Source organism: Nitrosomonas sp. sh817 (genome assembly GCF_030908545.1).
In the GTDB taxonomy this organism is placed as follows: Bacteria; Pseudomonadota; Gammaproteobacteria; order Burkholderiales; family Nitrosomonadaceae; genus Nitrosomonas.
In genome coordinates this window covers 51,205-72,584 of the sequence record NZ_CP133084.1, presented here as the reverse complement: position 1 = coordinate 72,584, position 21,380 = coordinate 51,205, and the positions used below count along the sequence as shown (strand labels likewise).

Annotated in this window: 20 protein-coding genes and 1 pseudogene; 11 read left to right on the top strand and 10 right to left on the bottom strand. The window is 42.6% G+C overall.

Annotated features, from left to right (window positions below; genetic code table 11):
* Nucleotides 1–4: 4 nt before the first annotated feature.
* From RBH92_RS14900 to RBH92_RS14890, 3 genes are all read right to left on the bottom strand, one after another.
* Nucleotides 5–418, bottom strand: a complete 414-nt coding sequence (locus RBH92_RS14900) for a TrbC/VirB2 family protein (RefSeq protein ID WP_307933997.1) — start codon at nt 416–418, stop codon at nt 5–7.
* Between the two features lie 21 nt (nt 419–439).
* Complete coding sequence (gene trbB, locus RBH92_RS14895; RefSeq protein ID WP_307933996.1) at nt 440–1,399, bottom strand: P-type conjugative transfer ATPase TrbB; 960 nt, start codon at nt 1,397–1,399, stop codon at nt 440–442.
* A gap of 82 nt (nt 1,400–1,481) precedes the next feature.
* Nucleotides 1,482–1,844, bottom strand: coding sequence for a helix-turn-helix domain-containing protein (locus tag RBH92_RS14890; protein WP_307933995.1), 363 nt, complete (start codon nt 1,842–1,844; stop codon nt 1,482–1,484).
* Nucleotides 1,845–2,272: 428 nt separating this feature from the next.
* On the opposite strand from RBH92_RS14890, the gene RBH92_RS14885 reads away from it, so the two are divergent.
* Both RBH92_RS14885 and RBH92_RS14880 read left to right on the top strand, forming a co-directional pair.
* Nucleotides 2,273–3,337, top strand: a complete 1,065-nt coding sequence (locus tag RBH92_RS14885) for a ParB/RepB/Spo0J family partition protein (protein WP_307933994.1) — start codon at nt 2,273–2,275, stop codon at nt 3,335–3,337.
* Entirely contained in the window at nt 3,334–3,699 is a 366-nt protein-coding gene (locus tag RBH92_RS14880) for a KfrB domain-containing protein (protein ID WP_103966881.1), read from the top strand. The genes RBH92_RS14885 and RBH92_RS14880 overlap by 4 nt, the downstream gene beginning before the upstream one ends.
* Before the next feature lie 27 nt (nt 3,700–3,726).
* Here RBH92_RS14880 and RBH92_RS14875 read toward each other — a convergent pair whose 3' ends face one another.
* The 3 genes and pseudogenes from RBH92_RS14875 to RBH92_RS14865 all read right to left on the bottom strand — a co-directional run bounded on the left by RBH92_RS14875 (nt 3,727) and on the right by RBH92_RS14865 (nt 5,878).
* Complete coding sequence (locus RBH92_RS14875) at nt 3,727–4,080, bottom strand: hypothetical protein (RefSeq protein ID WP_103966880.1); 354 nt, start codon at nt 4,078–4,080, stop codon at nt 3,727–3,729.
* Entirely contained in the window at nt 4,073–4,765 is a 693-nt protein-coding gene (locus RBH92_RS14870; protein ID WP_103966879.1) for a ParA family protein, read from the bottom strand. Before RBH92_RS14870 ends, RBH92_RS14875 begins: the two co-directional genes overlap by 8 nt.
* A 737-nt stretch (nt 4,766–5,502) precedes the next feature.
* Nucleotides 5,503–5,878 (bottom strand): annotated as a pseudogene (locus RBH92_RS14865) (YciI family protein).
* A 618-nt stretch (nt 5,879–6,496) separates the two neighbouring features.
* Between RBH92_RS14865 and RBH92_RS14860 the strand changes: the two are divergent.
* Nucleotides 6,497–7,681 (top strand): ATP-binding protein, encoded by a 1,185-nt coding sequence (locus tag RBH92_RS14860; RefSeq protein WP_307934024.1) that lies wholly within the window; start codon nt 6,497–6,499, stop codon nt 7,679–7,681.
* A gap of 1,182 nt (nt 7,682–8,863) precedes the next feature.
* Here RBH92_RS14860 and RBH92_RS14855 read toward each other — a convergent pair.
* The 4 genes from RBH92_RS14855 to RBH92_RS14840 are packed head-to-tail and all read right to left on the bottom strand — an operon-like array spanning nt 8,864 to nt 11,507.
* The gene (locus RBH92_RS14855) at nt 8,864–9,955 is read right to left on the bottom strand and encodes a hypothetical protein (RefSeq protein WP_103966876.1); all 1,092 of its coding nucleotides are present in this window, start codon (nt 9,953–9,955) and stop codon (nt 8,864–8,866) included.
* 39 nt (nt 9,956–9,994) lie between these two features.
* The gene (locus tag RBH92_RS14850) at nt 9,995–10,438 is read right to left on the bottom strand and encodes a conjugal transfer protein TraM (RefSeq protein ID WP_307933993.1); all 444 of its coding nucleotides are present in this window, start codon (nt 10,436–10,438) and stop codon (nt 9,995–9,997) included.
* Nucleotides 10,435–11,166: a nucleotide-binding protein gene (locus RBH92_RS14845; protein WP_103966874.1), complete on the bottom strand. Its 732-nt coding sequence runs from the start codon at nt 11,164–11,166 to the stop codon at nt 10,435–10,437. Before RBH92_RS14845 ends, RBH92_RS14850 begins: the two co-directional genes overlap by 4 nt.
* Nucleotides 11,166–11,507, bottom strand: a complete 342-nt coding sequence (locus RBH92_RS14840; RefSeq protein ID WP_103966873.1) for a TraK family protein — start codon at nt 11,505–11,507, stop codon at nt 11,166–11,168. The genes RBH92_RS14845 and RBH92_RS14840 overlap by 1 nt, the downstream gene beginning before the upstream one ends.
* 370 nt (nt 11,508–11,877) lie before the next feature.
* On the opposite strand from RBH92_RS14840, the gene RBH92_RS14835 reads away from it, so the two are divergent.
* The 8 genes from RBH92_RS14835 (at nt 11,878) to RBH92_RS14800 (ending at nt 21,372) form a co-directional block, all read left to right on the top strand.
* Nucleotides 11,878–12,231, top strand: a complete 354-nt coding sequence (locus tag RBH92_RS14835) for a plasmid mobilization protein (protein WP_307933992.1) — start codon at nt 11,878–11,880, stop codon at nt 12,229–12,231.
* A 15-nt stretch (nt 12,232–12,246) separates the two neighbouring features.
* On the top strand, nt 12,247–13,872 hold the full coding sequence (traI, locus tag RBH92_RS14830) for a TraI/MobA(P) family conjugative relaxase (RefSeq protein ID WP_307933991.1): 1,626 nt from the start codon (nt 12,247–12,249) through the stop codon (nt 13,870–13,872).
* Entirely contained in the window at nt 13,872–15,707 is a 1,836-nt protein-coding gene (locus RBH92_RS14825; RefSeq protein ID WP_307933990.1) for a type IV secretory system conjugative DNA transfer family protein, read from the top strand. Before traI ends, RBH92_RS14825 begins: the two co-directional genes overlap by 1 nt.
* A 186-nt stretch (nt 15,708–15,893) precedes the next feature.
* Complete coding sequence (gene tnpA / locus RBH92_RS14820) at nt 15,894–16,331, top strand: IS200/IS605 family transposase (RefSeq protein ID WP_307933989.1); 438 nt, start codon at nt 15,894–15,896, stop codon at nt 16,329–16,331.
* 50 nt (nt 16,332–16,381) lie between these two features.
* Nucleotides 16,382–16,801 carry a conjugative transfer signal peptidase TraF gene (traF, locus tag RBH92_RS14815; protein ID WP_307933988.1) on the top strand — a complete coding sequence of 140 codons (420 nt, stop codon included), beginning with the start codon at nt 16,382–16,384 and terminating at the stop codon, nt 16,799–16,801.
* 156 nt (nt 16,802–16,957) lie between these two features.
* Nucleotides 16,958–17,980, top strand: a complete 1,023-nt coding sequence (locus RBH92_RS14810) for an IS110 family RNA-guided transposase (RefSeq protein WP_074722071.1) — start codon at nt 16,958–16,960, stop codon at nt 17,978–17,980.
* A 285-nt stretch (nt 17,981–18,265) separates the two neighbouring features.
* Nucleotides 18,266–18,478: a conjugal transfer protein TraD gene (locus RBH92_RS14805; protein ID WP_107787993.1), complete on the top strand. Its 213-nt coding sequence runs from the start codon at nt 18,266–18,268 to the stop codon at nt 18,476–18,478.
* A complete protein-coding gene (locus RBH92_RS14800) occupies nt 18,475–21,372 on the top strand; it encodes a zincin-like metallopeptidase domain-containing protein (protein ID WP_107787992.1) in 2,898 nt (965 codons plus the stop codon). Before RBH92_RS14805 ends, RBH92_RS14800 begins: the two co-directional genes overlap by 4 nt.
* Nucleotides 21,373–21,380 lie beyond the last annotated feature (8 nt).

Here is a 21,380-nt window from a genome sequence, read left to right as displayed (position 1 = left end):
TTAACTAACGTAGAGTGATCCTTTCTTCTGACTCTAAGATTGTCTGAGGTGTTTCACCTGGAATAACCGTGCCCTGGGGAATAACAGCACCCTGGAATAAATTAGTCATCACATTGTTGGCTCCAACGAGTAACGCCATCACCAATACGATAAAAATCAGGGTGCGGAAAAAAGCATTGAGTTCGCCACCAAAGATCAGAATACCGCCTGCAACCACAATGCCGATAATGGATAGGGTAAACGCAACCGGGCCGGTAACGGAGTTTCTGAGACTAACAAGCCAGGTTTCATAGGGAAGTGCTCCACCTGCGCCAACGGTTGCTTGGGCTTGATCAGCAGACAATAGCAGTAAAAACAAGACAGCGAATGAATAGATACAACCGAATGGAGAGACACCCTTGATACTGATTAACTTCATTGATCGACTCCTATGAAATATTTACAGCTTTTTGATTTGATAACTTCCTCTTTTAAAACCTTGTACTTCAATGATTTGTTGGATTTGTCTGCCATGTGGTGCGCGCGTGATATGCACGACCATATCAACCGCCTCTGCGATCAAAGGCATGATCTCTTTAGGTGCTGAAGGATTACGTGAAATCAAAGATTCCAGGCGAGTAAGTCCTGACATTGCATCATTGGCATGCAATGTAGCGGCACCGCCCTCATGACCCGTGTTCCAGGCATCGAGCAAATCCAGGGCTTCTGCACCTCTTACTTCACCCACCAGAATGCGATCAGGACGCATACGCAATGTTGTTTTGAGCAATTGCGTCATGTTGACATCGAGTGTGGTGTGATACTGGACGAAATTCTGGGCAGCGCATTGAATCTCGCCGGTATCCTCCAGGATAAAGATGCGCTCATCCGGGTCACTCCGAACCATTTCATTGATGATGGCGTTGATCAAAGTTGTTTTACCTGACCCGGTACCACCAATGACTAAAATATTGCGGTGCTTGCGCACAGCCTCTTTAATGACATCACAGTGTCTTGGCGACAGCACGCCGGTTTCCACATACTGCTCAAGCGTAAAAATCCTGATGGCTTTTTTGCGGATGGCAAAAGTGGGCGCTGTAACAATGGGGGGTAATTGACCGGCAAAGCGTGAGTTATCGAGTGGAAACTCACCTTCAATAATTGGATTGAATCGATTGATTTCCTTGCCGTGGAAACCCGCTACCGTTTTGATGACAGCTTCAACCTGGGCAGCCTGGATATTTCCGATATGTTGTATCTTTTGACCAAGCTTCTCCTGCCAGATCCGGCCATCGGCATTGACCATGATTTCAACCGTCTGAGGATCTTGCAGTGCAGACAGTATTTCCCGTGCATCGCGCTCCAGCTTGCTTTTAGCCCGATCTTTAACGGTTGTGATGTTAGGTGAGTGGTCGGACATTGTTATATCGGTGCAGCAATAAATAAATATTGCATACAACGATATAATAATAATTAATACTATGCAATATATTTTTATTGTTTCATTTTATTTTTCTCATGATCTCGCGGTTTTCGCGATCCCATTGCGCGACCTGGAATGCCTGAAACTCACTCAATACAGCGCCCTTCCAGACAAATCCCTTAGCCAGATGTCCAACACTGCCATCTGCTAATAAGGCTCGTTCTGCTGTACTCATATCCGAATTGTCGAACAATAGCGGCAGCGGCGTATCCAGCGCCTTGGCAATCGCTTCTATAACTCTGAGCGATGGATTGGCTTTATCATTGGTCAGTTCAGTAATAAAAGAGATTGAAATACCCGCTTTTTCTGCCAGCTCAGCTTTTGTTATTTTCTTCTCGCGCAGAATTCTTAAAATGTTTGTTGTTAGAATTAAATTATACATATCGTAAATTGCGGCTCCCTTAACCGTTAAGTATTTGTCTTTTGGTTTAATTCATAATCATTTTTAATATACATAATTGTATTAAGGTTATAATGCATGTTCATGGATAAAATATACAATTCCCCGGTCAAATAAATATTTATAACAGATAGAATATCGCCTGGTTGCGATGTTTTTGGCGTCTATGATTCTTAGCTGTGTTTCCAGGCTAGTTCATAACAAGATCAATGTATTAACTTTGGAGGGTATTTTTTCGTATGTTTATGTCTATTCCTTTTCTTGCTTTGAGCAAGTCATCTTTATCTGAAAAGATACATTCCCCATTCACTTAAATTGAGAAGAATTATAGTAATGAAATATTGCCCTTAATTTTCACAGAATTCTATAACTCAGGAAATTACTTCTAAAACAAAGTAATAATTAAATCAATGACAAGTAAGAAAGCTTTATCCGATGAGAGGAATAAAGCGCCTGATGTGTTGGGCGCGAGTCAGATTTCACTTGATTTAATTATGGAAGATGCAGCTCAACCTAGAAAAACTTTTGATGCGGCTTCACTCGCAGAATTAACAGAAACGATTAAACTGCGAGGTGTAAAAACCCCTATATCAGTGCGTCCCAATCCAGACAAACCCGGAACCTATATTATCAATCATGGCGCCAGAAGATATCGCGCCAGTAAAAATGCAGGACTTAGATCAATACCCGCCTATATTGATGCCGATTACAGTTTGGCGGATCAGGTAGTTGAAAACTTGCAACGGGATAATCTGACATCACGCGAAATCGTTGATTATATCGGGCGTGAGATTGCTGCTGGTAAAACCCATGAACAAATAGGCAAATTCATTGGCAAATCGGCTTCCTATGTGTCATTACATGCAGCGGCCATGGATTTACCCGATCCTATTGCCGAGCTGTTTAATTCCGGAAATTTGACAGATATAGCAGCCATATTTAATCTTAAAAAGATATTCAAAAACTATCCATTGGAACTGGTCGATTGGTTGAAATACAGCCAACCAGAAGACATTACCCGCACTAAAATACAGCAGTTTAGAAAATTCCTGGAATCAAAGGATGATGAAAAAGGAATTGTGGATGAATTAACCCGCCAAGCCCCCTACCCCTCTACAGACAGTCTTGAGATCAAAGCAGAAAAGAAAGAACGCGGCCATAAATCCCCTGCCGATCAATTGCTGGTCTATATTTATATACGTCTAAAGAAAAGAACGCATCAACCAAAAGACATCATGAGAAAACTAACTGATGCGCAAAAGACAATGATTATCGATGCGCTTAAAGTCTACTTTATTGCCGGTCGAAAGTGTAAGGATCTTTTTCACTCTATCTTATATTCATTGAAAGACGGCGACTTTGATGGAACAGGTCGCGGTGCTTTTAACCTGACCGCCTTCTTTTTTGGTGTAAACAAGAAAGAATTTGACTTGGAAATGATCATTCAAGAAGTCTATCTCAATTTATCCAAATGAAACAACGTCTCTTAGTCATGAACGGGCAGAAAATCCTTCAGAATTTTAATGAAAATGAATGGAAAACTACCGGATTAATTAAGAAAGCTGAGGAAGGTATTAAGCCAGGTATCTATAATATTTATTTGGCAAAAAAAGCTGAAACGGAAAATAAAGCCTATGAAGGTTTAATTCTCTTTATCGACAAGCAAGAAGGTGTTGTTTATCAACAAGTAAGAAAAGATTTTATAGCGCACAAACTGGAATCCTTTAGCTCTCCCCCACCCATTGGTAAGAATGTTTCTATTCAGTACGACAATCATGAGAAATTGAATCTGATTAAAGTAGATGCTGTTAGCAATAAAAAAATGCACAAAATATAATCACAAATAAAAACTATTCTATTGTGTTTATTTTATGATCTCCTTATAACCTTGCAATAAGTCTTTTAAATCATTTTTTTCAATCAGCGCCAAAAGTGCTTGTTCAAAAGTTGTATGATCGTGAACCCCTAGCTGTTCGCCAATATCCTGAAATAATTCTTTTATTCCATCTCGACACTTTAAATTTAATTGATTTTTAAAAGGTGATTGTGGTTTTCTTCTCCTCTGACTTTTATTTTTCCTACTTACAAAACCTGATTGCTCTGCCACTTTTTCAAGAGTTTTTATTTCTGTTTCCCTATTTTTCTCTTTTTTAACTGGTATAAATTCTGATATATCAAGATCATCACTTAAATTTAAATGTGCACGTTCTTTAGTCATGATTTTGGCCTCTTTCTCTCTTTATACCCTTGATTCTTTCGATAACTTCAACCGCCAGAGCATGGGCATTTGCAATTGCTTTTTCAATACCAGATACTTGTCTTGGATCTAAATCATTGACCGTACCACCGAAAGACCTAATGGCTCTAAATGCTTCTCTATCGATCAGGCTAGTTTTAAAAATATCAACTCCTGCATCACGAAATTCATTCATGATATGTTTTAAAGTACGTGGCGTAATTGCTGGATTTGTGCGCGTCATAAGTACAGCAAAAGGAATTGAGCGACTTAATACCTTTGCTTGCCGATTAACTAATTTAATGGTTTTTGCTGCTTCGTCTGCATCATCTTGTGAACCTTGACATAGCGTGATTACTAAATCTGCACGGCTTATTGCGCTAGCAACCGCCATACTTGCCGTTCCTTCTAAATCTACAAGAACAAAAGCTGTTTGTTCTTGAGCATTATCTATATCATCTATAATCGTTTCTTCAGTCGATTTTTCAACAAGCTTTATATTCGATGGACAACCATCTTTCATAGCCCATTTTGCACTATGTTGGTTTGGGTCAGCATCAATTAATGTAACGCTTGTATTATGTTGTGCAAGTTCTGATGCCAGAACAATAGCTGCGGTGGTTTTCCCTGCCCCACCTTTAGATGATGCAAAAACAATTATCGGCATGTTATGCCCTTCCTTTTTATAAACGATAGCTATCTAGCTAGCTTAAATAGAATGATAGTCAGATAGCTATCTTAGTATTAACCACTATCCGACGAATAAAGCATTAGATACATGTTATCATAGATAGCTAACAAGCTATCTATTATTATTTATAGCTGGATAGCTATCTTTATAGAAGATAATTTCCTAAGCCTCTAATCATCTCAGGATTGTTAAAAAACGCTAAATATAGTTAGGGGAAACGCTGATTAATTGACTATACGAGCGAATCACTTCGTTGCGCGGTACTCGCTCCCTCGCCTATCTTATTGATATGTCTTGGTTGCTGTGTTCCGTGCGCCTCGTGCTTCATCTCGTCCGCCGAATTAATCAGCGTTTCCTTAGCTATCATGCTATCTAATATAACAAGGATATCCAGATAGCTATCTTATTATTAATCATTATTGGTAGGATAATCCCAGATGCATATTACTATAGATAATTTACCTATGAACATATATAGATAGCTTGTTAGCTATCTATATAAAAATCAACTCAATAACTTCACGGCTTTTAATTTTTATATTCATATAACAAGCATAATGTTGATAGCTATCTAGGTAGCTTAAATTGAATGATATCTGGATAGCTATCTTTAGAGGATATCATTTCATGAATCTCTTAATAAAGTTTAATCATCCCAGGGTAGTGCCTCATTTTTAAAATGGTGAGGCAGATTCAATTCCCGATGTGCGGATTCATTCTAAATCAGACATCTCGTATAACGGGCGGATTTCGATCTCGCTCGGTCCCGGCATGGGATTGGGGCAGCGCTTCACCCAGGCGACCGCCTCGTCCATATCCTTGACTACCCAGAGCCAGAAACCGGTGACCAGCTCGCGCGGGTGGGGGAAAGGCCCGTCAATAACTGTACGGTTGGGTCCATCGAACGCAATACGCTTGCCCTGCGAAGATGGCGTAAGGCCGTCACAGTTTCCGTCCTTCATAATGCCTGCCGTAACCAGCTCGTCATTAAATCTGCCCATGGCCTCCATCCATCTCCCTCTTCTCGGCCGTCGGGACAAAGCCCTTTTCGCTGTCTTCGGTAGCCTTCACTAACACCATCACACGCATCGTCTGTCTCCTTATTAGAGTCGGCTCACCAGCCTAGTATACAAAGGATGATTATTTTAGGTTCCTGAAAATTTATTAGATGGTTAAGACGCAGGTCACTATTGGGGGCTGAAAGCCGTCACGTTACTTTCAACTGAAACACTACCCATCTCATTTTTGTTAAAAAATAACTTAACATAGTTAGCTATCCAGCTATCTATTATAGATAAGATATCAAGATAGCTATCTTAATATTTTAAAATGCAAGAAATTAATATGTAAAATCGAATGGGGGATTCCTGACCTAGCTATTACTAGTTATAGAGACAATATATGTGAAAACTCCGCCATTTTTTCAAGTGGCGGAGCTGGTATATCACCGTTTGCAGTCATCGGCATCCCTGCCTGTGCTGCATAATTACTATAACCTAATTTAGAAAAACATGTGAACCGAATAAATATCCGGCTTCATATGACGAAATCGGAAGGAGTATCCGTGTATACATGGGAAAAGAGGGGAGGGGGACTTATAACAATATCAGTGACATACTGTTTGAAACAACATACACATCCACTAATCACTACATACTTCAGAGCAATAACTATGCAATTTTAATATTTAATGTTATATATGCGCAGATGATAAAAAGGCATCTTGAAGATAAAATTCGTTCTGCTCTAGCAACCAATTCGTCTGTGGCGCTTATGGGGCCACGTCAAGTAGGAAAAACAACGCTTGCCATTAATATTGCGAATACTATTCCATCTGTTTATCTTGATCTGGAAAACCGGATCGATCTTCAGAAAGCTCAGGACATTGAAGCGTTTCACAAAGAAAACAGCGATAAGCTGATTATTCTAGACGAAGTACAACGATTACCGGATATTTTTGCGCCGATCCGTGGATTAATTGATCAACAACGAAGAAAAGGAAACAGGGTAGGGCAGTTTCTGTTTTTAGGATCAGCCTCAATTGATCTGCTGAAACAATCCAGCGAAACTTTGGCCGGGCGTATTTCTTATATCGAAATGTTTCCGGTTAATGTCCTGGAATATACAAAAAGTGCTCAACATTCCGAAACCATAAATGATCTCTGGTTGAAGGGTGGTTTTCCTGACAGTCTGTTGGCCAGTAATGACGAAACCAGTTTGAACTGGCGCTATGATTTTATCAGAACTTATCTTGAACGGGATATTCCGCAGTTGGGACCAAGAATTCCTGCAGAAACGTTAGGAAGATTCTGGACGATGCTGGCGCATAGCCAGGGAACAAATATTAATGCCTCAAAGCTTGCATCCAATATCGAAGTCTCAAGCGTAACAGTAGCTCGTTATATTGATCTTCTGGTTGATCTACTTCTAATCCGTAAAATACAACCTTATACGGCCAATATTAAAAAGCGCCTTGTCAAATCGCCAAGAATCTATGTGCGTGATAGTGGCATCACTCATGCACTGCTGAATATCGGTTCTTATAATGATCTACTAGGTCATCCGGTCGTCGGAAAAAGCTGGGAAGGGTTTGTTATAGAAAATATAGCATCTGTTTTACCTCCTCGCGTAAGGTCATATTACTATCGAACGGCAGGCGGGGCTGAGATTGATCTTGTCCTGGAATTTGGTGTTAATGAAAGATGGGCAATAGAAATTAAAAAAGGCACGTCTCTTAGCTTAGGACGTGGATTTCATGAGGCTTGCGAAGATATTAAGCCGCAAAAAAAGTTTGTCATTTATGCTGGAAAGGATAGATTTCCACTACCGCATGATATTACGGCCATCGCCATATATGATTTTATGGATATTCTGAAAGGAAAAAGGGAATAATGAAATTTGGCTGCTATCCATAGTCTGCACTATAGATTTGATATATCTAGGTAGAGATTGCCTTTTGCTGCAAGGGCGTTTTGAAATCACTAAAACCCCTTTTACCTTGCAGTGTTTGCGTTGAAAAGTAAATATACTACAAGTCATTGAATATAAATGTTCATTTATACATGTACATCACTGTTTTTTAAATATCCTCGGGGTTTGGGGCAGACAGCCCCAATATTTTTGTGAGTGAAACGATCTTGATTAGTAGATTATCATTAAGTTGTTCAATAAAGTGTATTAAACGAGCTCAGTTGTGTTAAATCGATCAAAGGTAAGGGATGGGTATCATTTATTTATTCGGCGCGCTTGTGATTCGATTTAAGGCAAACTAGGTGTATTGTGAATGGATAATTCTTCATTATTTTTTATCTTTGTAAGACTCTGTACTCTGGTGGTTTAATTAAATCGTTCAAAATGTTATCCACATGTCCACAGGTATGATTAATTAAAGACTAATATAAAAAAGATTAAAAGAAGAAAAGAATAGGGTTTTTTTGGATATTTATTTTATTAATATAATCATAAAGATATTAACCATTTATATATTCAAACTGTGAGTTATAACTACTACTTGTAGTTATCCGTGAGTTGTACCTTCTACATTTTGGCTTATCTGTGAGTTATACCTTCTACGTTGCGTGTACTAAACCTTCTACCTTTTTAATGATGTGTGAGTTATACCTTCTATCCTTTTATAAAAATTCAATAAAATTAAGCTAAAAATTAGCTACAAAAAATTGAAAAGTTTTAAAGGTGAGTTATACCTTCTACTAAATGTGAGTTATACCTTCTACTTATTAATTGAAGTGTGAGTTGCGCCTGCTACTTTGTGTGGGTTATACCTACTACTTTATATGGTTTTATCCACAAGATTTGAGTTTAAGTTCTTGATTTGTTTTTTTGTGTTGTTGATGTGTGAGATAAACCTTCTACATTCTTGCTGATGTGTGAGTTATACCTGCTACGTTATGCGGGTTTATTGATAGATGTTGGGTTTGCATCAATAATTTGTTTTTTTATGTTCTATTAATACATTTATTTGTGACTTTTTAGAATTCTAATGTGAGTCACACCTTCTACTTTTTATCAGATATGTGAGTTATACCTACTAGTTTACATGAGCTTATCCAGATATTATGCCTTTGTATCAATGACTTGTTTTTCTGTGTCATTGACACGTTTATTGGCGGCTTTTTGTTCGCTTATAAATTGATTAGAAGGAAAAATTGTATATTTCACATCAGTTATTGCACGGCTTTCTTTACGTTCGTCTGTTTCATAGCTCGCTATGATATTTTTTTCTTTTAATTCGTCTAATGCTGAAAGCACTTTTCTTCTGTTATCAATTTCTCTGCTCTGCTGCAATAATCCGCTATTTTTCAAATCTGAAAACATGAAATGATAGTTATTGATAAGATTGGCGTGCCGGTAACGATTGATTAATTTCTTATAAATAAAGCGAGAGAGTTGTTCATCGCAGCTCATCAGACGATCATAGTTAAATTGTCTGTATTCAAGGCGATTTATTGCATGGCTGATAAACAGAGGTAATCTGCCAATATGGTGAGCGTCGGTATCAGCTAGATATTCCTCACGGCCAACGGTTACCAAATCTTGTAGTATAGCTCCACTCCAAACTTCTTTTTTATCCTTGAACAAGGAAATGTTACATTTATTCATGACTTCGATAGCGTGTTTTATCTCATTCCGACTTCGGGTGCGTCCTCTTGATTTAAGCTCCCGATGTATCATGCTTAAAGAAAAACGAACCCAGGTTTCAGCTTTATTGACATCATGAATGCCATAATTTTGAATTGTAAGATATTTCTTTAAAGCTTCCTCGACGAGTTCTTCAGTAACACTCGGAAAGAAGGCTTTGTAGCCTCCGTCTTTTTGTTCAATTAGAGCAGGTTGAATCTTAACGCTGCAGGAAATGCCATCATATGAGAATTCCATTTTATATGGGTCAGCATGCCCTGTCTTTGTGCGTAATTTTTCAACTTGTTTAGGTGTGAAAAAATATTTCGGAATACTTTCCCATATTTCAACGGTATTTGAAACCTCACTTTTGTCATTGGTGACAAACTGCGAGAACAGATCAAGCTGAAGGCTTTTGATGTACTTTTCTGGAGGTTTTTTCACTAGCTTATATCGTGTATGAGAGATCGTACATTTATTTACAGACGCATGCGTAATTGTACTATTAATTTTCTGTGTGTTACTCATATCAAAACCTCTGAAATATTTTCCCGGATAAGATAAGTCCTAGAAAACAAGTACCATAACCAGGACAGCAATGAAGAACAGGCCTGTGGCCAATAAATTGATGATGGCTGCTTGCCTGGTATTTCTGACTATCGTTGCTATCTCTTTTATTTTCTCGTTAAAACCCGATTCTATTTTTTGATCGATTGACTCAAAACAGGAATTAATTATTTGTTCGGTTAACAGATTGGTGTTGCGAGAGCTTGCCTGTAGCAGCGAATTGGCTTTATTTTCCGTAGCTTGTGACCATTGATTGATATTTTCTTCCAAGGTCGAGCGAAAATTATTTAAAAGCACCTGATGCGCTTTAATATTTTCCTCAAGCAAGATTTCATTGAGTGTGTGAATCATTAATATCGGATCATCATCCGTGAGGGCAATGCCGTGTTTGGCAGCGACTCTCTCAATGATCTTATTGAAATGATCCAGATCACTCGTTGTCATGCTAGAACAGCGGCTACATTCTCAATGTTGGTGAAAAGCTGTTTCCTGATAATATTTAGCCGCTGACGCACCATGATGGGCAGGGATTTGCTCTCCAGAGCTTCACTGAAGGTTAATTTGGATTGTAATATTTCACTTAAATCCTTGCCGAAAGTGTCCGCTTTATAATTAGGGATTCTGATAATGGCTGAAACGCGGCTTTTGTTATCCAGATAAGTTTTCATTTCCTCGAATCTTTTTCCATCCATTTCTATTTCTCCCCAATAAGGGTTCAACCAAACAACAAACAGCGTATCAATTGGAAAGGATTCGATTAAATTCGCAAATCCTGTAAGGGTGTCGAGTAGCGCCTGGCTGCCTGTAATGACTGTATGAATAACCAGTTCATGGCCCATGTCTGGAAGCAGGGCAGGGATCTGGTTGCTGATGAGATAGTGCGACATGGGCACAAAGGTACTGGCACCGTTGTCAATAATGACGTCACTTTCCGATTTGGCGATGAGTTCAATCAAGTCGTCAAATTTTCTCGGATCAATTTCATCGCCGGACATCACATTAATCTTTCGCACGTTTAGCTTTTTGAATCCGTGGAATGTCGCATTCACGGGATCTGTATCAACACAAATCAGTTTTTTACCTTTGGCCAGCTTGTGCTGAGCCAGCGTTGATGCGATGAAAGATTTACCGACACCGCCTTTGCCTTGCAAAATCATATGTATTTTAGCCATCAGATTAACTCCTCTTTATCAATTGACGAACGATAGTTAAAGCCATGGTTATCCGGTTCCCGAGAAATGCCGGCTACCGGCTGCCCGTGCTTCTTCCTTGCAGATAAATCATCCGGTTTAGCAAAAATGTGCCTTTTGACAAGATTCCTGAACCAGAGATAGGAACAACCTATTTTTTTCTCATCTTTTAGCGTCGACCATATTTGTCGCATTGACCATCCGTCATGAAGTGCCTGGCTGATTTCTGTTTTCAGGGCCAGGAAAGCAGGTTCATATAAATTCCTGCGACCTGGATTCTTCTGCTCTCTCATAGAGATTCGTTCGGATAACGATGGGCTCATGACAAATTCCTGACTGTTATTTGGCGTAAAAATTATCAAATTAATTACAGTATCTTTTAGGTATTCATTTACTTCCTGTTTAGTCTAATTTGACTTACAACTGTTTGTATTTGATGCATATAAAGACAAGCTACAGACACTTTTTAGTACTATTTAAATATTATTATATCCATATATTATACATTTGCAATGTATTTGTTTAATGATAATATTATTCGTGTAAACAAACTCTACCGGGCAAGATATGTGAAGTTAGCTAACTTTTAAAAAAAGTTAACTCACATCACACGGATCTTATTCGCACATGACTGTGCTCAACGAATCTTGCTCTGCGAGGCTATCAACGCCAGAATAATTCTTGAGGTGCGTCATGGTTCAAAAGCGGCTATTACATTTTCGAGTGCCTGTAACGCTGGATGAAGAGCAGGAAATCAGAACAAAAGCCCGTGATACGGGTTTGTCAGTGGCCAAATACATGCGTCAGGTGAGTCTAGGATACTTTGTGCCGAGCGCCATCGATAATCAGCAAGTAGAGAAATTATTAAGAATTAACGGCGATTTGGGCAGGGTAGGGGGGTTGTTAAAGATGTGGCTGACCAATGATGTCCGGCTAAAAATAACCAGCAAGGCAGAAATTGAGGCCACTCTGGCTACCATACGCACAACGCAGAACGCTATGCTGGATGCGATTCTGGAGCTCAGAAATAGAAAGTCGAATACTTAACGGTTAATTATTGCGATGATCGCTAAAATCATACCCATCAAAACAGTGCGTAAAAGCAACTATTCTGCGCTGATACAGTACCTGACCGATCCTCAAGGCAAAAGTGAGCGTATCAGTCAGATCAAGGTTTCGAACTGTTATTCAGACGACCAGACAGCAGCACTGATAGAAATACAAAACACACAGGAAATGAATACACGTGCCAAATCAGACAAAACCTGTCATCTGGTATTGAGTTTCCCGGAAGGGGAGCGTTTATCCTTTGCTGATCTGAATGCAATTGAAGATCGATTTTGTGATGCTTTGGGTTTTACTGGTCATCAACGATTCAGCGTAGTCCACGATGACACTAATAACCTGCACGTGCATATTGCAATCAATAAGATTCACCCCCAAAACCTGACAATTCACAATCCCTACTATGATTTTATTAAAGTAGCGAAGCTTTGTGAGCAAATAGAACAGGAATATGGCTTAACAAAAGTTAACCATGAAACCGTAAAGGATCAAGCCTCCAGAGTAGCGCAGGAAATTGAAACCAGAACAGGTGTAGAGAGTTTACTGGGCTGGATCAACCGCGAGGTACTCACTGAAATCAAACACGCGGACAACTGGCAGGATTTGCATCAGGTGCTTAAAAGACATGGCCTTGAAATCAAGGAGCGTGGCAACGGGTTTGTATTGATTGCCAATAATGGCATGGCCGTTAAAACCAGCTCTGTTGATCGGTCTTTATCCAAAGGCAATTTAACTCAAAAACTGGGTGCATTTATACCTAGTGAGCATTCTGATCAACCTTCGTGTTCGGACACCAAACAATATCAGCCAAAACCATTGCAAAACCGAATCGATACTTCAAAGCTTTATGCAAGATACCAGCAAGAACAAGCGGATAGCGCCACACAGCGCACAACCCAATGGATCATGCTACGCCAAAATAGAGATCGATTAATAAAACGTGCCAAACAGGAAGCAAAACTCAAGCGCAATCTCATTAAAAGCATCAAAGCTGGGAGATTGGCTAAAAAAGCGCTATACGCAACCGCGCATCAGCAGTTCAAAACAACGATAGCAGTCATTAAAAGCGATTATCAAAAATCCTACCAGCACTCTAAAACCCGTCATTCCAGAATGGGGTGGTTGGATTGGTTAGCATTTGAGGCCAAAAATGGCAAGACGCAAGCATTGGCTGTTTTGCGATCCAGAAGAACCGGTCAATTTAAGGGCAACCAGATATCGGCCAAGCAAAGCCATGATGGTTTCAGCACTGATGGTCACTTCAAGAATAATTTTGTTGAAGCGATCACCAAAATCGGCACAGTCACTTATCAGGTAGGCACAACCACCATTCGCGATGATGGCAAACGGCTCATTGTCTTATCAGATGCAACACAAGATGCCTTGATGGATATTTTGCAAGTGGCCATGAAGAAGTATGGCAGCCATCTGGCAATCAATGGGACAGAACAGTTTCGCCTTCAGATCGCTGAAGTGGCAGCACAAAACCAAATGCACATCACTTTTGATGACAAGCGGCTTGAACAATACCGGCAGCAGTTAATGAAGCAGCACAGGAAATCCAGAGCGCAGTCGGCAGGTGGAATACGATCCACACCCTCAACTCCCAGAAGGAGTCTTTGATGAATAAGAACAGTCTGTTATCTCAAAACAATAGGAATGTTAAGAAGGACGCGCTCATCATTCGGCTATTATCCGTTGTGTGTCTGATCGGAGGATTGCAGGTAGCTACGCAGTATTTTGCGTACAAATTCAATTATCAGCCGCAACTAGGTGCGCACTTTTTTCATATTTATGAGCCCTGGGCAATTCTGGTATGGGCAGAAAAATGGTATCCCCAGTATTCAGGCATCATTGATCTGGCGGCAGGTTTCGGCATTTTATTTTCCAGCATTGGTTTGATACTGGTGCTGGTCATAAAAATGGTGCTGGCTAATTCATCCAGAACTAATCAGGGATTACATGGATCAGCCATATGGGCAGATAAGCAGGACATTGTAGCCGCAGGACTGCTCTCAACAGGCAAGAATAATCATAATGATGCAGTTTATGTCGGCGGCTGGCAGGATAATTCCGGCAAAACCCACTATCTGAAACACAGCGGCCCGGAACATGTGTTGTGCTATGCCCCGACTCGCTCTGGCAAAGGGGTGAGTCTCGTCATACCGACTCTGCTTTCCTGGACTCAGAGTGCAGTCATTACTGATCTCAAAGGTGAGTTATGGGCATTGACCGCCGGTTGGAGAAAGCATCATGCTAAGAACAAGGTGTTGCGCTTTGATCCGGCTTCAACAAGTAGCGCGCATTGGAATTCGTTGGATGAAATCCAGATTGGCAGTGGCATGGAAGTCGCCGACGTTCAAAACCTGACTACCTTAATCGTTGATCCGGATGGCAAGGGATTACAAACCCATTGGCAGAAAACCAGCCAGGCATTGCTGGTAGGTGTCATTTTGCATGTTCTGTACAAATCGCAGCGAGAAGGAACTCCGGCCAACTTATCGACTGTCGATTCAATGCTCTCTGATCCAGATCGCGATATCAGGGAATTATGGATGGAAATGGCCATGCAGGATTATCTGGACGGCAAAAGTCATCCAGTGATTGCAGCCAGTGCACGCGACATGCTGGATCGTCCAGAGGAAGAAGCAGGTTCCGTGTTGTCGACAGCCAAATCGTATTTGTCCTTGTATCGAGATCCGATAGTTGCGAGCAACATCAGTGATTCCGATTTCAAGATCCGTGACCTCATGCACCATGAGAGTCCTGTCAGTTTGTATATTGTTTCGCACCCCAATGACAAATCACGGTTACGCCCTTTAATCCGCATTCTGATCAATATGATCGTGAGGAAACTCGCCGATAGAATCACGTTTAAAGGCGGTCAGCCCAGCATACATTACAAACACAAGCTGTTATTGATGCTTGATGAATTCCCAAGTCTTGGCAAGCTTGAAATCTTCCAGGAATCTCTCGCGTTTATCGCAGGCTACGGCATCAAAGCCTATCTGATCTGCCAGGACTTGAATCAGCTTAAAAGCCGTGAGACCGGCTACGGGCATGATGAAGCGATCACTTCCAACTGTCACATCCAGACCGCGTTCGCACCCAACCGGATTGAGACAGCGGAGCACTTATCCAAACTGACCGGGCAAACCACGGTCATCAAGGAGCAGATTACCACCAGTGGTCGCCGGTCATCGATGATGCATGGACATGTCACCCGTACCCTGCAGGAGACGCAGCGTGCGTTATTAACACCGGATGAGTGTATGCGACTGCCCGGCCCCATGAAAGATGCTGAAGGCAAGATCACAAAGCCTGGTGACATGATTATTTATGTTGCCGGTTTCCCCGCGATCTATGGCACGCAGCCTTTGTACTTTCAGGATGAAACCTTTACGGCACGGGCACAAGTGAATCCCCCAAGCTTTAGCGATAAATTAACCGGACTGTAAGATACTTCGAACTCTATTGACTCATTTTCATGAAAAAACCCATCAAAATCCTGGGTATTTCTGTTCTGGCAGTGAGCGTTAGCCTACTTGTGCTGAGTATTGGTTTGCGTATTAGCGGTATTTATATCAACTTGCGATTCCCCGTGGTCTTGCCACGGGGATCTAATTAGGCTTTAGAATGTTGGGATGCGAGATGTTGTAGAGAAGGCGAGCCACTGTGCGTGGCAGATACATTATCACATTGTATTTCCTGTGAAATACAGACGGGGATTGTTAGACGAAGCGGTTGTAAGAATCATCATGATGACTGCGAAAGAGATAGAAGATCGATACGACATTGAGTTTGAGCAGATAGGCTGCGACAAAGACCACGTCCATATACTTTGTACGGCACATCCGAAAATTGCACCGGGTCAGATTGTTAGGGTGTTCAAAAGCATAACAGCGCGAGAATTGTTTAAGAGGAAGCCGGATTTGAAACGGGATCTGTGGGGTGGTGAGTTTTGGACGGATGGCTATTATGTTGCAACTGTAGGGGAAAGAGCGGATTGGGGTGTGGTTGAGCGGTATGTAAAGAATCAAGGCAAACCAAAAGAAGAACTGCGTCAACTTGAGCTTTTCTAATACCCCGTGGTCTTGCCACGGGGTCGTTTATTACCACACCAAGTTTGCCGGTGGGTTTTTACAGAATCGTTGATGAACCGATTGTAAGCGGTGCTTATGTCGCTTTCTGCCCACCACAGAATGCGGTTTTTGATATGGCCAAGGATAGATCCTACATCAACCGAGGGGATTGCCCTGGCGGTTATGGTTTGTTGCTGAAACGTGTGTTTGCACAATCCGGAGACAGTGTTTCCATTGATCAGGCTGGCATCTTTGTTAATGGTGAACATTTACCCAACAGCGCCCAGTTAAAAACCGATGCTGAGGGTCATGCATTGCCGCAATACCGGCTTAAAGCCGTGCTGGAAGATTCTGAGTACCTGCTGCTATCCGATTTGAACCCACAATCCTTTGATGCGCGCTATTTCGGGCTGATTGCGCGTGATCAGATTCAACAGGTTGTTCGTCCAGTTTTTACCTGGAGTCATTAATTAAAAATTAAAAGGAGATGGTATGGACGCTTCCCTCCCTACGGGGAGTCGGGGTAAGCAATACGAATTAAGTTAGAGCCCCTCGCGGACCTGACGGCATCTACGTGCCAAGGTGGGGATAATAGAATCTTTCCACAAACGGACGGAGGGGCTGAAATGAATTTTACGACATATGGGTTGGATATCGCAAAGCGAGCTTTTCAACTGTACTGGGTAACACACGAGAATGGCGAGATACACAACCGCAAGTTTGGCAAGCAAGAACTGCTGGAGTTTCTGGCGCAACGTGAAGCTGGATTGATTGCAATTGAAGCGTGCGGTAGTGCCCACTGGTGGCGGCGCAAATTGATGGCACTGGGGCATGAAGTCAGATTAATTCACGCCAAGTTTGTCCGGCCTTTTGTGCAAGGCAACAAGACCGATGCGGCAGATGCTAAGGCAATCTGGACAGCGGTACGGCAACCGGGGATGCGGACGGTAGCCGGTAAAACAGAAGATCAACAAGCGATGTTGGCACTACACCGGATGAGATTATCGCTGATCAAGTTCCGCACCATGCAGGTGAATCAACTGCGCGGATTACTCTACGAGTTTGGTGTTACGTTGAAAGGTGGCCGACAAGCAGGCGTGGCAGAAATACAACAACGCATGATTGAACTAGAAGAAATCGTGCCTACCATGCTATTCAAAGCTACTAAGGAGCAGTTAAGGCGTATTGATGAAATTGAGGCTGATGTTCAACACATTGAGCGCAGAATCAAAGATTGGCAAAAACAACAAGCCGCTTGTAGGAAGGTTGCTGAGATTCCAGGTGTGGGAATGCTGACGGCAACCGCCTTGGTCGCGACGATGGGTGAAGCAAATTGCTTCAAATCTGGACGGGAGTTTGCTGCTTTTGTAGGGCTTGTTCCAAGGCAAAGTGGCACGGGCGGTAAGGTCAAGCTGTTAGGTATCAGTAAAAGAGGCGACACGTATTTACGAACTTTGCTGATCCATGGCGCCAGAGCAGTCATGTTCATCGCCAAAGATAAAGGCGCGTGGAGCGAAGCACTGCTGCATAGGCGTCCGACGAATGTGGCCATTGTTGCGATGGCTAACAAGATGGCACGAACGGCGTGGGCGATTTTGGCGCACGATCGAGAGTACCAAAAGGGTTATGTGAGCCAAGAGCCCACATAACAAAGAACAACCACTAAAAAGGAGTGGAATGCTGATAGGTTGCGCAGGTAGATAAACCCGTGTGATGGCGAAACAGGTCGGACCGCAAGAACGTGAACCTGCATGGCGTTAAGTGCTTTGAGCACGACAAGGAGATGAGGGCGTTCTTGGCGAATTCCATCAGGGCCCGCAGATAGAAATCCAATCTGCAATAAGGCCGGATATAAGACTGCAGCCGATTCTTCGTATCGCTAAAACACGAAATATCTCTTGCCAGACCGGGAGGCGTCCATATAAGTCAACGCCATGAATAGACCGCAGATTGATGCTGAAACAAACAATCCTGAATATCAGGATCAGGTAATACAGGAAAAGCTACTCGATGCAGAAATACCGGGCTTCCAGGCTGAATTTGATCCCTTAGAGTCACAAATGTTAGGCGCATTCAAGGAAGATGCCTTAAGTGAACAGGATGCGCTGGATAGCGCGATTGATCATATAGCGGAGGATGAACAATGAAAGAGGCTAAGAAGGCTTTTCATGAACAAGTCGCCGAGAATCTGATTGAGCAACTCAAAAAGGGAGTCGCACCTTGGCAGAAACCCTGGAAACCCGGTGATTTGCTGGCTGCCTTACCGGTCAATCCAACAACGGGTAAGCGCTATCGGGGAATTAATAGCCTGAACCTGATGAGTCGTGCGTATACGGATCCGCGTTGGTTGACCTACAAGCAGGCAGCAGCTCTTAACGCACAGGTGCGTAAAGGTGAAAAAAGCACGCTCGTGCAATACTGGAAATTTACCGAGGAGCGTATCAAAGAAGATGATAACGGGAATCCTGTTCTAAATAGCAATGGTCAGCCCATTAAAGAACAGGTCCGGCTTGAGCGCCCCAGAGTGTTCTATGCCTCCGTATTTAACGCCGAACAAATGGATAATCTGCCAGAACTCAGCATTAAAGCTCCCGACTGGGACCCGCTGGAACGGGCTGAACAGATATTACAGTCATCCAATGCCGTGATTCGTCATGGTGAGGCAGACAATGCATTTTACCGGCCATCAACAGACAGTATCCACTTGCCCCACAAGCACCAGTTTTCAACACCCGATCGCTACTACGCAACCGCACTTCATGAACTGGGCCACTGGACAGGCCATGAATCGCGCTTAAGTCGTGATCTTTCGCATCCATTCGGTAGTGAAGGCTATGCCAAAGAAGAACTACGCGCTGAGATTGCCAGCATGTTGTTGAGCGGTGAGCTGGGTATCGGTCATGATCCAGGGCAGCATGTGGCTTATGTGAACTCATGGATCAAAGCGCTGCAGGAAGATCCGACAGAGATATTTCGTGCCGCTGCTGATGCCGAAAAAATCCAGGATTTTGTACTGGCATTCTCACAACAACAGGAAATTGCACAGGGAATTGATGCGCAGGAAGCAATTAAGATGGATCAAATCAAGCAAAACACCGCCACCTATTTACAGAATCTCTCACCGGATCTGGCTACCATCGCGTCCCGCAATCTCAAACTGTTTAATCATCTGACCCAGAGCATGCCAATCAAGGATCAGGATGCCATCATTCTGGTAGCCGATGCACTCAAGTTTTTGAGGGGCGGTGGCATTGATAATCTGGAGTTTGAAGAAGTGTCTGAAGACAAACTGGGCTTTAGAATTCCGGCTGACTGGAATGGACAGATCCAGGTACAGGGTAATGCGATTCAAACCGATGAAAATGGCATAGAGTCTATAGTATCCGCTCTTCGACTTAATCGTGAGCCGCAATTTTGGGGAGTGTATATGCAGCGTGATGATCAGACTTTCCAATGGGTGAAAGACTGTGAATCCAAACAAGAAGCGCAGGATTTGACTGATCTGCTTGCACTCATCGATGCCGCTGCAGAAAAGAATGAACATGAAAAGGCCGCTAAGCTTGTCCAAATCCATGAAAACCGCGTCAGAAATGACACGCTGAGTGCGGAAGAAGCGGTGCTAGATGCCAAGGTCGAGCAAAATGCCCAAATTCATCAGAATCAACAAGCCCAACAAACCCAACAAACCAATAGGCGAGCGAGCCAACAAAACGATGTCAATGCTCGTCAATATTTGATTGTTCCTTATCGCGATAAGGATTTGGCAAAAGCCGCGGGGGCTCGTTGGGACAAAACCACTAAGGCTTGGTATGTAGGACCAAAAGCAGATATTCAGACATTGCAGCGCTGGCTACCGGAGAATGTTTCCAGACAGCAGGAACCGGCTATCGATCCTCATAGTGAATTTGCTGACTTGCTGCGCGCTCAAGGTTGTCTGGTTGATGGCAATCATCCGGTGATGGATGGCAGCAAACACAGAATTAAAGTTGAAGGCGATAAGCCCAGTGAGAAGTCAGGTTTTTATGTGGCGCACCTGGATGGTCATCCAGCCGGATATTTCAAAAATAATCGAACCGGGATAGAGACACGCTGGAAGGCCAAGGGGTATTCGTTAACGGATGAGCAGAAAGCAGAATTGATCGCCCAGGCCGCTATCAAGCAGCAAAACAGAAAAGCCGAACAGCAGGCACGGCAAATAAAAGTTGCTGATGCGCTTGAATCCTTGCTGGCGATCGCACCGGTTGCCGACTCCGAGCATCCTTATTTGATGGACAAGCATGCAAGACCAGGCGATTTGAGAATCGTACCGCAGAATGCGGATGATTTACCCAATGACTCAATCATCAAAATCGGTCAGAACTGGCAGGAAGTCAAAGCCTTGCGCGAGAAACACCCTGACAGTCTGGTATTTACCGCCGGTGATTTATTGCTGAGCGCACAAGATGTTCATGGACAAATCTGGAGTGTGCAAACGATACAGGCGAATGGCGCAAAGCTTTTTGTAGCAGGTAGCAGAAAGGAGAATAACTTTCATATCGTTGGTGGTAGGAGTCGAGGATTGGCAGCACTGGACGCAACATCTGTTATTGTGATAGCTGAAGGTTATGCCACCGCAGACACGCTATCCCAGGCGCTGGATTATCCTGTCATCGCCGCATTTGATTCGGGCAATTTGTCCAAAGTAGCTAAGGATTTGTATGAAAGGTATCCGCATAAGCCCATCATTATCGCAGGAGACGATGATCATCACCTGGAGTCAACTCTTGGCAAAAACCCCGGCAAGGAAAAAGCATTGGAAGCAGCGGCATTGGTGAATGGTGTGGCGGTATTTCCGGTTTTTGCACCTAATGAGCAGGTATCAAAGAGATTAAATGATTTTAATGATCTGGCCAATAAAAGCGTGCTGGGTATTGAGGCCGTCAAACGTCAGGTTGGATCCCTTGTAGAGAAAGTGACTCGTCAGGTCAAAGTAGAGAAGTTACAAACCCGTGTTGAACCTAAGCAGCAGGAAATCAAGCAAAAACGGGCATTGGTCAGGTAATTTTATGG

Coding starts and splice junctions, on each gene's coding strand:
- RBH92_RS14885 (WP_307933994.1), top strand. CDS start 2,273: ATGACAAGTAAGAAAGCTTTATCCGATGAGAGGAATAAAGCGCCTGAT.
- RBH92_RS14870 (WP_103966879.1), bottom strand. CDS start 4,765: ATGCCGATAATTGTTTTTGCATCATCTAAAGGTGGGGCAGGGAAAACC.
- RBH92_RS14880 (WP_103966881.1), top strand. CDS start 3,334: ATGAAACAACGTCTCTTAGTCATGAACGGGCAGAAAATCCTTCAGAAT.
- RBH92_RS14825 (WP_307933990.1), top strand. CDS start 13,872: ATGAATAAGAACAGTCTGTTATCTCAAAACAATAGGAATGTTAAGAAG.
- RBH92_RS14805 (WP_107787993.1), top strand. CDS start 18,266: ATGAATAGACCGCAGATTGATGCTGAAACAAACAATCCTGAATATCAG.
- RBH92_RS14875 (WP_103966880.1), bottom strand. CDS start 4,080: ATGACTAAAGAACGTGCACATTTAAATTTAAGTGATGATCTTGATATA.
- RBH92_RS14835 (WP_307933992.1), top strand. CDS start 11,878: ATGGTTCAAAAGCGGCTATTACATTTTCGAGTGCCTGTAACGCTGGAT.
- RBH92_RS14800 (WP_107787992.1), top strand. CDS start 18,475: ATGAAAGAGGCTAAGAAGGCTTTTCATGAACAAGTCGCCGAGAATCTG.
- RBH92_RS14850 (WP_307933993.1), bottom strand. CDS start 10,438: ATGACAACGAGTGATCTGGATCATTTCAATAAGATCATTGAGAGAGTC.
- trbB (WP_307933996.1), bottom strand. CDS start 1,399: ATGTCCGACCACTCACCTAACATCACAACCGTTAAAGATCGGGCTAAA.
- RBH92_RS14860 (WP_307934024.1), top strand. CDS start 6,497: ATGATAAAAAGGCATCTTGAAGATAAAATTCGTTCTGCTCTAGCAACC.
- traI (WP_307933991.1), top strand. CDS start 12,247: ATGATCGCTAAAATCATACCCATCAAAACAGTGCGTAAAAGCAACTAT.
- RBH92_RS14855 (WP_103966876.1), bottom strand. CDS start 9,955: ATGAGTAACACACAGAAAATTAATAGTACAATTACGCATGCGTCTGTA.
- RBH92_RS14900 (WP_307933997.1), bottom strand. CDS start 418: ATGAAGTTAATCAGTATCAAGGGTGTCTCTCCATTCGGTTGTATCTAT.
- RBH92_RS14840 (WP_103966873.1), bottom strand. CDS start 11,507: ATGAGCCCATCGTTATCCGAACGAATCTCTATGAGAGAGCAGAAGAAT.
- RBH92_RS14845 (WP_103966874.1), bottom strand. CDS start 11,166: ATGGCTAAAATACATATGATTTTGCAAGGCAAAGGCGGTGTCGGTAAA.
- tnpA (WP_307933989.1), top strand. CDS start 15,894: ATGCGAGATGTTGTAGAGAAGGCGAGCCACTGTGCGTGGCAGATACAT.
- RBH92_RS14890 (WP_307933995.1), bottom strand. CDS start 1,844: ATGTATAATTTAATTCTAACAACAAACATTTTAAGAATTCTGCGCGAG.
- RBH92_RS14810 (WP_074722071.1), top strand. CDS start 16,958: ATGAATTTTACGACATATGGGTTGGATATCGCAAAGCGAGCTTTTCAA.